Source organism: Streptomyces palmae (assembly GCF_004684805.1).
Classification (GTDB): Bacteria; Actinomycetota; Actinomycetes; order Streptomycetales; family Streptomycetaceae; genus Streptomyces; species Streptomyces palmae.
Genome location: NZ_SRID01000238.1, coordinates 1 through 10,704, shown reverse-complemented (window position 1 = coordinate 10,704; position 10,704 = coordinate 1). Strand labels below are relative to the sequence as shown.

Annotated in this window: 11 protein-coding genes; all 11 read left to right on the top strand. The window is 71.9% G+C overall.

Translation table 11 applies throughout. From position 1 onward, the window contains the following. The first annotated feature begins 171 nt into the window (after positions 1-171). The 11 genes from E4099_RS21905 to E4099_RS21855 all read left to right on the top strand — a co-directional run bounded on the left by E4099_RS21905 (position 172) and on the right by E4099_RS21855 (position 10,327). A complete protein-coding gene (locus E4099_RS21905; RefSeq protein WP_135340818.1) occupies positions 172-711 on the top strand; it encodes a hypothetical protein in 540 nt (179 codons plus the stop codon). A 210-nt stretch (positions 712-921) separates the two neighbouring features. Continuing rightward, on the top strand, positions 922-1,845 hold the full coding sequence (pdxS, locus tag E4099_RS21900; RefSeq protein WP_135340817.1) for a pyridoxal 5'-phosphate synthase lyase subunit PdxS: 924 nt from the start codon (positions 922-924) through the stop codon (positions 1,843-1,845). A 139-nt stretch (positions 1,846-1,984) separates the two neighbouring features. Further along, positions 1,985-2,605 (top strand): pyridoxal 5'-phosphate synthase glutaminase subunit PdxT, encoded by a 621-nt coding sequence (gene pdxT / locus E4099_RS21895; protein WP_245245069.1) that lies wholly within the window; start codon positions 1,985-1,987, stop codon positions 2,603-2,605. Between the two features lie 151 nt (positions 2,606-2,756). Further along, positions 2,757-3,509, top strand: a complete 753-nt coding sequence (locus E4099_RS21890) for a YebC/PmpR family DNA-binding transcriptional regulator (protein WP_135340816.1) — start codon at positions 2,757-2,759, stop codon at positions 3,507-3,509. Between the two features lie 190 nt (positions 3,510-3,699). Next, complete coding sequence (ruvC, locus tag E4099_RS21885) at positions 3,700-4,245, top strand: crossover junction endodeoxyribonuclease RuvC (RefSeq protein ID WP_135340815.1); 546 nt, start codon at positions 3,700-3,702, stop codon at positions 4,243-4,245. Next, the gene (gene ruvA / locus E4099_RS21880) at positions 4,242-4,865 is read left to right on the top strand and encodes a Holliday junction branch migration protein RuvA (RefSeq protein ID WP_135340814.1); all 624 of its coding nucleotides are present in this window, start codon (positions 4,242-4,244) and stop codon (positions 4,863-4,865) included. Before ruvC ends, ruvA begins: the two co-directional genes overlap by 4 nt. Before the next feature lie 54 nt (positions 4,866-4,919). After that, entirely contained in the window at positions 4,920-5,987 is a 1,068-nt protein-coding gene (gene ruvB, locus E4099_RS21875) for a Holliday junction branch migration DNA helicase RuvB (RefSeq protein ID WP_135340813.1), read from the top strand. A gap of 252 nt (positions 5,988-6,239) precedes the next feature. Then, a complete protein-coding gene (gene yajC / locus E4099_RS21870) occupies positions 6,240-6,698 on the top strand; it encodes a preprotein translocase subunit YajC (RefSeq protein WP_135340812.1) in 459 nt (152 codons plus the stop codon). Positions 6,699-6,850: 152 nt separating this feature from the next. Next, a complete protein-coding gene (secD, locus tag E4099_RS21865) occupies positions 6,851-8,605 on the top strand; it encodes a protein translocase subunit SecD (protein ID WP_135340811.1) in 1,755 nt (584 codons plus the stop codon). A gap of 1 nt (position 8,606) precedes the next feature. Beyond that, positions 8,607-9,776, top strand: a complete 1,170-nt coding sequence (gene secF / locus E4099_RS21860) for a protein translocase subunit SecF (protein ID WP_135340810.1) — start codon at positions 8,607-8,609, stop codon at positions 9,774-9,776. After that, positions 9,773-10,327, top strand: a complete 555-nt coding sequence (locus E4099_RS21855) for an adenine phosphoribosyltransferase (RefSeq protein WP_135340809.1) — start codon at positions 9,773-9,775, stop codon at positions 10,325-10,327. Before secF ends, E4099_RS21855 begins: the two co-directional genes overlap by 4 nt. Positions 10,328-10,704: the final 377 nt, after the last annotated feature.

The following is a 10,704-nucleotide window of genomic DNA, read 5'->3' as shown; positions in this document are numbered from 1 at the left end:
CCCCCATCCCGCCGCGACGGCGAGACGCCACCCCCACCTCCCCGGCGGTGCCACAACCACCCCAGCGGGGCCCCACAGGCGCCGGGGCGCCACCCCACCCCGCCGCGACCGCACGCCGCCCCCCGCACCACAAAACCGCCAAGCCCGCCGCAGGCGATACCGTGGCGCGCCGTGAGCACTTTGATCTGGATCGCGGTCGCCCTCGTCCTGGTAGCCGTCTACCTGAGCTGGACGGCGGGCCGCCTGGACCGACTGCACAGCCGCCTCGACGCGGCGCGGGCGGCCCTGGACGCGCAGCTGCTGCGCCGGGCCTCGGTGGCGCAGGAGCTCGCCACCGCCAAGGTGCTCGATCCGGCCTCCTCCATCGTGCTGTACCAGGCGGCGCACGCCGCCCGGCAGGCGGAGGAGGAGAACCGGGAGGTCGCGGAGAGCGAGCTGAGCCAGGCGCTGCGCGCGGTCTTCGAGGAGTCGGCCCAGGTGGAGGCGGTGCAGCAGGCTCCGGGCGGGGAGAGCACGCTGGGGGAGCTGGCGGAGGCGGTGCGCCGGGTGCCGATGGCCCGCCGGTTCCACAACGACGCGGTCCGCGCGGCCCGCGCGCTGCGGCGGCACCGCAAGGTGCGCTGGTTCCGGCTGGCCGGACACGCACCGTTCCCGATGGCCTTCGAAATGGACGACGAGCCGCCGCCGGCCCTGGTGGAACGAGCCGCCTGACCTGCGGACCGCCCTCGCCGACGAGCCACCCGCCGGTGATTGGCCCTTGTGGTGGCCCACCTCCAGCCGGTTTTGTCTCCTCTGTAGTCATCGCCCCCATGGTCTGGACCGGTTGGCGATCCAGGCGTGGTGGCGAGCGAGTCCACCCGCCGTCCGCCAGGGCGGCGTCCGGCTCATGGCGCCCCCATCGTCATCAAGTGAGGTCAAACCGTGTCCAGCGCGCTTCCCACCACTCCCAGCCAGGACCAGGCTCCCGCCACCGGCACCGCACGTGTCAAGCGCGGCATGGCCGAGCAGCTCAAGGGCGGCGTGATCATGGACGTGGTCACCCCGGAGCAGGCCAAGATCGCCGAGGACGCGGGTGCCGTCGCCGTCATGGCCCTGGAGCGGGTGCCGGCCGACATCCGCAAGGACGGCGGCGTGGCCCGGATGTCCGACCCGGACATGATCGAGGGCATCATCAACGCCGTCTCCATCCCGGTCATGGCCAAGTCCCGGATCGGCCACTTCGTCGAGGCCCAGGTGCTGCAGTCGCTCGGCGTCGACTACATCGACGAGTCCGAGGTGCTCACCCCGGCCGACGAGGTCAACCACTCCGACAAGTGGGCCTTCACCACCCCCTTCGTCTGCGGCGCCACCAACCTCGGCGAGGCCCTGCGCCGGATCGCCGAGGGCGCGGCCATGATCCGCTCCAAGGGCGAGGCCGGCACCGGCAACGTGGTCGAGGCCGTCCGTCACCTGCGCCAGATCAAGAACGAGATCGCCAAGCTGCGCGGCTTCGACAACCACGAGCTGTATGCCGCCGCCAAGGAGCTGCGCGCCCCGTACGAGCTGGTCAAGGAGGTCGCCGAGCTGGGCAAGCTGCCGGTCGTGCTGTTCTCCGCCGGCGGTGTGGCCACCCCGGCCGACGCCGCCCTGATGCGCCAGCTCGGCGCCGAGGGCGTCTTCGTCGGCTCCGGCATCTTCAAGTCCGGCGACCCGGCCAAGCGCGCCGCCGCCATCGTGAAGGCCACCACCTTCTACGACGACCCGAAGGTCATCGCCGACGCCTCCCGCGACCTCGGCGAGGCCATGGTGGGCATCAACTGCGACACCCTCCCCGAGGCGGAGCGCTACGCCAACCGCGGCTGGTGACGGCAACCCCACCCGCGGGCTGACCCACCGCGGGGTGCCCCGCCGGTCCCGATCCGGCGGGGCACCCGCGCGGCAGGCCCCGCGCTCCCTCGCCCGGCGCGGCCCGCCCAGCGCCCCGAACTCCCGAAAGGTCCACCCCGTGTCCAGCCCCGTGTCCAGTCCCGCGCGCACTCCCGGCACCCCCGTGATCGGCGTGCTCGCCCTCCAGGGCGACGTCCGCGAGCACCTGGTCGCGCTCGCCGAGGCCGACGCCCTGGCCCGCCCGGTGCGCCGCCCCGAGGAACTGGCCGAGATCGACGGCCTGGTCATACCCGGCGGCGAGTCCACCACCATGTCCAAGCTGGCCGGGGTCTTCGGCATGCTGGAGCCGCTCCGCGAGCGCATCCGCGCGGGGCTGCCGGTCTACGGCACCTGTGCCGGCATGATCATGCTCGCCGACAAGATCCTCGACGGCCGGGAGGACCAGCAGACCTTCGGCGGCGTGGACATGATCGTGCGCCGCAACGCCTTCGGCCGGCAGAACGAGTCCTTCGAGGCGTCCGTCGAGGTCAGCGGGGTCGAGGGCGGCCCGGTGGAGGGCGTCTTCATCCGCGCCCCCTGGGTGGAGTCGGTGGGTGGCGAGGTCGAGGTGCTGGCCCGCCACGACGGGCACACCGTCGCGGTGCGCCAGGGGAACGTACTGGCCACCTCCTTCCACCCGGAGCTGACCGGAGACCACCGGGTGCACGCGCTCTTCGTGGAGATGGTCCGCGGCGCCTGAGCACTCCGCCGCGGTCGCGCCGCACCGGCCGCGGCCCGTCCGGGAACCGGCCACCCGGTTGCGGCCTTCGGGGTACGCCACAGCAGTGCGCCGGATCCCGGTAGGATCACACACGTTCGTTTCGAAGTGAGTACGCGAAGGAGACAGGCGGATGTCCGGCCACTCTAAATGGGCTACGACGAAGCACAAGAAGGCCGTGATCGACGCCAAGCGCGGCAAGCTCTTCGCGAAGCTCATCAAGAACATCGAGGTCGCGGCGCGCACCGGCGGCGCCGATCCGGACGGCAACCCGACGCTGTACGACGCCATCCAGAAGGCGAAGAAGCAGTCGGTCCCGAACAAGAACATCGACAGCGCCGTCAAGCGCGGCGCGGGTCTGGAGGCCGGCGGTGCCGACTACCAGACGATCATGTACGAGGGTTACGGGCCCAACGGTGTCGCGGTGCTCATCGAGTGCCTCACCGACAACCGCAACCGCGCCGCCTCCGACGTCCGCGTGGCCATGACCCGCAACGGCGGCTCGATGGCCGACCCGGGCTCGGTCTCGTACCTGTTCAACCGCAAGGGCGTGGTGATCGTCCCCAAGGGCGAGCTCTCCGAGGACGACGTGCTCGGTGCCGTCCTGGAGGCGGGCGCCGAGGAGGTCAACGACCTCGGCGAGTCCTTCGAGGTGGTCTCCGAGGCCACCGACCTGGTCGCGGTCCGCACCGCCCTCCAGGAGGCCGGCATCGACTACGACTCGGCCGACGCCAACTTCCTGCCCACCATGCAGGTGGAGCTGGACGAGGAAGGCGCCCGCAAGATCTTCAAGCTGATCGACGCGCTGGAGGACAGCGACGACGTGCAGAACGTCTTCGCCAACTTCGACGTCTCGGACGAGGTCATGGCGAAGGTCGACGCCTGACACCGGCTCACCGCAGGGGCCGACGGGGACACACACCCGTCGGCCCCTCGCGTTGTCAGTGGCAGCCGCTACTGTGCTTGATCAGGGGTTCGACCCCGCTGCGCGGACAAACCGCCCGGATGGCCGGGCCGCGCGCGGCACCAGGACGGAACGCGGGAACGGACGAGGCGGAGCCGGGGGGAGGGGCGCGGTGCGGGTGCTCGGTGTGGACCCGGGGCTGACCCGGTGCGGAATCGGCGTGGTCGACGGCGTGGCCGGCCGGCCGCTGAGGATGCTCGGCGTCGGCGTCATACGCACCCCGGCGGACAGCCCCGTCGCCGAGCGGCTGGTGCTGATCGAGCAGGGCATGGAGCAATGGCTGGACGAACACCGGCCGGAGTACGTGGCGGTGGAGCGGGTGTTCAGCCAGCACAACGTCCGCACCGTGATGGGCACCGCCCAGGCCAGCGCCGTCGCCATGCTGTGCGCGGCACGCCGCGGCCTGCCGGTCGCGCTGCACACCCCCAGCGAGGTCAAGGCCGCCGTCACCGGCTCCGGCCGCGCCGACAAGGCACAGGTCGGGGCGATGGTCACCCGGCTGCTGCGGCTGGCCGCACCGCCCAAACCGGCCGACGCCGCGGACGCCCTGGCGCTGGCCATCTGCCACATCTGGCGCGCCCCGGCCACCAACCGGCTCCAGCAGGCCGTCGCCGCCCACCGCGCTCCACCCGTACGAGTACCGAGAGGCACCGCATGATCGCCTTCGTCCGCGGCCCGGTGGCCGCGCTCGCCCCGGACACCGCCGTCATCGAGGTCGGCGGCGTCGGCATGGCGGTGCAGTGCACCCCCACCACGCTCTCCGGGCTGCGCGTGGGAGAGCCCGCCCGACTCGCCACCTCACTGGTGGTCCGGGAGGACTCGCTCACCCTCTACGGCTTCGCCGACGACGACGAGCGGCAGGTCTTCGAGCTGCTGCAGACCGCCAGCGGAGTGGGCCCCCGGCTCGCCCAGGCCATGCTGGCCGTGCACAGCCCGGACGCCCTGCGGCTGGCCGTCTCCTCCGGTGACGAGAAGGCCCTCACCGCCGTCCCCGGCATCGGGAAGAAGGGTGCCCAGCGGCTGCTGCTGGAGCTGAAGGACCGCCTGGGCGAGCCGACCGGCGCCGGCCGCGCCCCGGCCACCGCCGCCGGCCGCGCTCCGGGCTGGCGCGAGCAGCTCACCGCCGCGCTCACCGGCCTGGGCTACCCCGGCCGCGAGGCCGAGGAGGCGGTGGAGGCCGTGGCACCGCAGGCCGAGGCCGCCGCGGCGGCCGGCAGCCCACCGCAGGTACCCCAGCTGCTGCGGGCCGCGCTGCAGACCCTCAACCGGGCCCGCTGACGGCCACCCGCCGACACCACCACCCCACCCGCCCCCCGCACCGAAAGACACTCCATGAACTGGGACGAGACCGACGGCGGACCCGACGCCCGGCTGGTCGACTCATCGGCCGACGGCGAGGACCAGGCGATCGAGGCCGCGCTGCGCCCCAAGGACCTCGGCGAGTTCGTCGGCCAGGAGCGGGTGCGGGAGCAGCTCGACCTGGTCCTCAAGGCGGCCCGGCAGCGCGGGGGCACCGCCGACCACGTCCTGCTGTCCGGCGCGCCCGGCCTCGGCAAGACCACCCTCTCCATGATCATCGCGGCCGAGATGGGCGCCCCGATCCGTATCACCTCGGGCCCCGCCATCCAGCACGCCGGCGATCTCGCGGCGATCCTGTCCTCCCTCACCGAGGGCGAGGTGCTCTTCCTCGACGAGATCCACCGGATGTCCCGGCCCGCGGAGGAGATGCTGTACATGGCGATGGAGGACTTCCGGGTCGACGTGATCGTCGGCAAGGGGCCCGGAGCCACCGCCATCCCCCTGGAGCTGCCGCCCTTCACCCTGGTCGGCGCCACCACCCGGGCCGGACTGCTGCCGCCGCCGCTGCGCGACCGCTTCGGCTTCACCGGGCACATGGAGTTCTACACCGCCCCCGAGCTGGAACGGGTCATCCACCGCTCGGCCCGGCTGCTGGACGTGGAGATAGAGGCCCCGGGCGCGGCGGAGATCGCCGGCCGGTCCCGCGGCACCCCGCGCATCGCCAACCGGCTGCTGCGCCGGGTCCGCGACTACGCCCAGGTCAAGGCGGACGGAGTGATCACCAGCGAGGTCGCCGGCCGGGCACTGGACGTCTACGACGTGGACGGCCGCGGCCTGGACCGGCTGGACCGGGCGGTGCTCACGGCCCTGCTCAAGCTGTTCGGCGGCGGCCCGGTCGGGCTGTCCACCCTGGCCGTCGCGGTGGGGGAGGAGCGCGAGACGGTGGAGGAGGTCGCCGAACCGTTCCTGGTCCGCGAGGGCCTGCTGGCCCGTACCCCGCGCGGCCGGGTCGCCACCCCCGCCGCCTGGGCCCACCTCGGACTGACCCCTCCGGGGCACGGCGGGGCCGGTACCGCGCAGGGGGACCTCTTCGCAGGGTGACGGCGCGGGCGCGGAGTGCGGCGCCCGGCCGCCGGGGAGGCGGGAGACCTCAGGGGGCTCCCCCGGAGGCGTGACGGAGGGCACGGCGGCGCGGAGACTGGTCCGGTCAGGAACCCGGGTGCCATGCTGGGCGTTGTTCCATTGGCGAGAGCTCGCTTAGACTCCGCCGATGCCGTCCGTATCGGCACGGCATGCCCACCCCCATAGACCAGGCCGCGTCCCCCCGCGGTCGTGCGAAGGAATCTCCGTCCCGTGAATCCCGTGACTCTCCTGCCGTTCATCGTGCTCATTGGGGCCATGTTCCTGATGACCCGATCGGCCAAGAACAAGCAGCGCCAGGCCGTGCAGATGCGCGAGCAGATGCAGCCGGGCTCCGGCGTCCGGACCATCGGCGGTATGTACGCAACGGTCAAGGAGGTCCACGACGACACGGTCCTCCTCGAGGTCGCTCCCGGGGTGCATGCCTTCTACGCGAAGAACGCGGTGGGTGCCGTCCTCGACGACGACGAGTACAACCGCATCATCCACGGCATCGAGCCCGAGGGCGCCGACGCGGACGAGGAGACCCCGGCGGTTCCGGACGACGCCTCCTCGCTGACCGAGGGCGACGCCGAGCAGGCCCAGGACGAGGCCAAGAAGACCGACCTGACCAAGGCGGACGGTGACGCGGCCCAGTCCGGGAAGGACAAGGGCGACAGCGAGACGAAGTAGCCACGGCACACACCGGAGCCGTGTCGCACCCCCGCTCGGTGCGTCACGGCTCCGGGACGGTCTAGGCTCCGGCGGGGGCTCGTCCCCACAAGACTTCGTGGCTGCCCGGGCACAGCTGTGGCCAGGGCGGTTGGACAGGGAGATACGAGAAGGTGGCAGCACCGAAGAAGGGCCGTAGGTCCTCTGGGGCCCAGGGCAGGCCCTGGCGTGCCCTGGTCGTGACCCTGCTCGCGATCGTGGGTCTCACGGCGGGCATGTTCGCCGCCGGTGAGACCACACCGCGGCTGGGCATCGACCTCGCGGGCGGCACCAGTTTCACACTGGAGGCCAAGAACCAGCCGGGCAAGCCCAACGCGATCAACTCGGACAACATGAACACCGCTGTCAACATCATCGAGCAGCGGGTCAACGGCCTCGGCGTGTCCGAGGCCGAGGTCCAGACGCAGGGCAGCAAGCACATCATCGTCAACATCCCCAAGGGGACGGACGCCGAGACCGCTCGCAAGCAGGTCGGCAGCACCGCGCAGCTGACCTTCCGGCAGGTGCTGCAGGACGCGCCGGGGACCCCGGCCACCAAGCCCGCGACCAAGCCGGGCGCCGGTGACAAGGGCGGCAAGGACGCCCAGGACAAGCCGTCCGGCAAGGACACCGCCCAGGGGAAGAAGGACGAGCAGGGCGGCAAGGCCGCGCCGAACGACACCCCCAGCTCCAAGCCGACCACCCAGGGCCGCCCCGTCACCGAGGGCCTGACGGCCGACAAGGACCCCAAGCCCAACCCCTCGGACCCCAAGAAGCCGGCCGCTGACCAGGCCGCCGCGCGGTTCGAGACCCTGAGCTGCGTCGACGACAAGGCACGGCTGGCCGCCAACCAGCAGGCCGCTGCCGCCCGCCCCACCGACAACGTCGCCGCCTGCGGTGACGACGGTCGCAAGTTCCTGCTCGGCCCGGTGCAGGTCGAGGGCACCGAGGTGAGCGACGCCGAGGGCCGGTACGACCCCCAGCAGGGTGGTTGGTACGTCCAGCTCGGCTTCACCGGCAAGGGCACCAAGCACTTCGCCGACGTGACCACCGATCTGTCCAAGAAGCCCGAGGGCGCCAACCGGTTCGCCATCGTGCTGGACGGCCGGGTCGTCTCCGACCCGCGGGTGAGCTACCCGATCACCGACGGCCACCCCACCATCACCGGCGGCTTCGACCAGAAGGAAGCCAAGGAACTGGCGAACATGCTCTCGTACGGTGCGCTGCCGCTCACCTTCGAGATCGCCGACCAGACCACCGTCTCCGCCGCGCTCGGCAGCGACCAGCTGCACGCCGGTCTGATCGCCGGCGCCATCGGCCTCACCCTGGTCGTCCTCTACCTGGTGATCTACTACCGCGGTCTGGCCCTGGTCGCCATCGCCAGCCTGGCGGTCTCCGCGACCTTCACCTACACGATCATGGTGCTGCTCGGCCGGGCCATCGGCTTCGCGCTGAACCTGCCCGCGGTCTGCGGTGCCATCGTGGCCATCGGCATCACCGCGGACTCGTTCATCGTGTACTTCGAGCGCATCCGGGACGAGATCCGCGAGGGCCGCACCCTGCGGCCGTCCGTGGAGCGCGCCTGGCCGCGCGCCCGGCGCACCATCCTCGTCTCCGACTTCGTGTCCTTCCTGGCCGCCGCGGTGCTGTTCGTCGTCACGGTGGGCAAGGTGCAGGGCTTCGCGTTCACCCTCGGCCTCACCACGCTGCTCGACGTGGTCGTGGTGTTCTTCTTCACCAAGCCCCTGATGACGGTCCTGGCCAAGAAGAAGTTCTTCGCCTCCGGCCACCCGTGGTCGGGCCTGGACCCCAGGCGCCTGGGCGCCAAGCCGCCGCTGCGCCGCGGTACGCGCCGTCCCACCGCCCCCACCGACACCAAGGAGGCGTGAGGTGTCCCGACTCGGTACTCTCGGCGCCCGGCTCTACCGCGGCGAGGTCGGCTACGACTTCGTCAGCAAGCGGAAGATCTGGTACGGAATCTCGATCCTGATCACCATCACGGCCATCCTCGGCCTGGCGGTGCGGGGCCTGAACATGGGCATCGAGTTCTCCGGTGGCGCGGTCTTCGAGACCCCGAAGACCAGCATCTCCGCCACCGAGGCCAAGCACACCGCGGAGTCGGCCGCCAGCGGGCACACCGCCGTGGCGCAGACGCTCGGCGGCGGCAGGCTCCGGATCCAGATCAGCGACCTGGACACCAACGCCGCCCAGCCGGTCCAGAAGAAGCTGGCCGAGAAGCTCAAGGTCGACCAGAGCAAGATCAACACGCAGCTGGTCGGCCCCAGCTGGGGCAAGGAGATCGCCCACAAGGCATGGAAGGGCCTGGCGATCTTCATGGTGCTGGTGGTGATCTACCTCGCCATGGCCTTCGAGTGGCGGATGGCCCTGGCGGCGCTGATCGCGCTGATCCACGACCTCACCATCACGGTCGGCGTGTACGCGCTGGTCGGGTTCGAGGTCACCCCGGGCACCGTGATCGGTCTGCTCACCATCCTCGGCTACTCGCTCTACGACACCGTGGTGGTCTTCGACGGCCTCAAGGAAGCGTCGAAGGGCATCACCAAGCAGAACAAGTTCACCTACAGCGAGGTCGCCAACCGCAGCCTCAACGCGACCCTGGTCCGCTCCATCAACACCACGGTGGTCGCCCTGCTGCCGGTGGCCGGCCTGCTGTTCATCGGCGGCGGCTTCCTCGGCGCGGGCATGCTCAACGACATCTCGCTGGCGCTCTTCGTCGGCCTCGCCGCCGGTGCCTACTCCTCGATCTTCATCGCCACCCCGCTGGTCGCCGACTTCAAGGAGCGCGACCCGGCGATGAAGGCCCTGGCCAAGCGGGTGCGCGCGAAGCGCGCCTCGGCCGCCGCCAAGGCGGACTCCGCCGGTGCCCGGGACGCCGAGGGCGACTCGGACGAGCAGGACACCACCGAGGAGCAGGACGGCCCCACCCCCGCCGGAGTGGTCGGCCAGCGCGGGGCGGGCAGCGCCTCCGCCGAGACCACGGGGCGGCGGACGGGCCAGTCCGCCGCCCGCAACCGAGGGCGTGGAGGGAAGCGCCGATGAGCTCGTTCGGCAGCATAGAACTGCGTGAGCTGCTGCTCAGCCGGATCAAGGACGTAGCGGACTACCCGAAGGCCGGAGTGGTGTTCAAGGACATCACCCCGCTGCTCGCGGACGCCGAGGCCTTCGGCGCGCTCACCGACGCGCTGGTCGACCTGTGCGTCCGGCACCGGGTCACCAAGGTCGTCGGCCTGGAGGCGCGCGGCTTCATCCTGGGCGCCCCGGTCGCGGTACGGGCCAACGTCGGCTTCGTCCCGGTCCGCAAGGCCGGCAAGCTGCCGGGCGCCACCCTGGGCCAGGCGTACGAGCTGGAGTACGGCACCGCCGAGATTGAGATACACGCCGACGCGCTCACCCCGGGCGACCGGGTGCTGGTGATAGACGACGTGCTCGCCACCGGCGGCACGGCCGAGGCGTCGCTGCAACTGGTCCGCCGGGCCGGCGGCGAGGTCGCCGGCCTCGCGGTGCTGCTGGAGCTCGGCTTCCTGAACGGCCGCGAAAGGCTGGCGGCGGAGCTGAAGGACGCCCCGCTGGAGGCACTGATCAGGATCTGACCGGCACCTGACCGGCATAGTCACCCCCAGGGCGGGCACTCGGAGACTCCGGGCGCCCGCCCTGTGCCATGTCGGTGCACCACGGTCGCGGAGCGGGGAATGTGGCGGGATCGATACCATGGCATCCCGACCCTTTGCAGGTCCGGTCCCTCCTCCCTCAGCCCGCCATCCTCAGGAGGGGCCCAGTGAGGAGTGCTCTTGCCAGACGAGGCCAAGCCGCTGACCGCCGCGCACCCGGACGAGCCGACCGCCACTCCCGACGCGGCGCGCCCGGACACGCCCCCGAACGGCGCGGAGGCCGGGGCCGGGCCTGCGCCTGAGCCCGCCACGGAGGCGGCCCGGTCGCGCCCGGCGCCCCCGTCCGCGCCCGCCACCCC

Coding starts and splice junctions, on each gene's coding strand:
- E4099_RS21855 (WP_135340809.1), top strand. CDS start 9,773: ATGAGCTCGTTCGGCAGCATAGAACTGCGTGAGCTGCTGCTCAGCCGG.
- E4099_RS21890 (WP_135340816.1), top strand. CDS start 2,757: ATGTCCGGCCACTCTAAATGGGCTACGACGAAGCACAAGAAGGCCGTG.
- ruvA (WP_135340814.1), top strand. CDS start 4,242: ATGATCGCCTTCGTCCGCGGCCCGGTGGCCGCGCTCGCCCCGGACACC.
- ruvB (WP_135340813.1), top strand. CDS start 4,920: ATGAACTGGGACGAGACCGACGGCGGACCCGACGCCCGGCTGGTCGAC.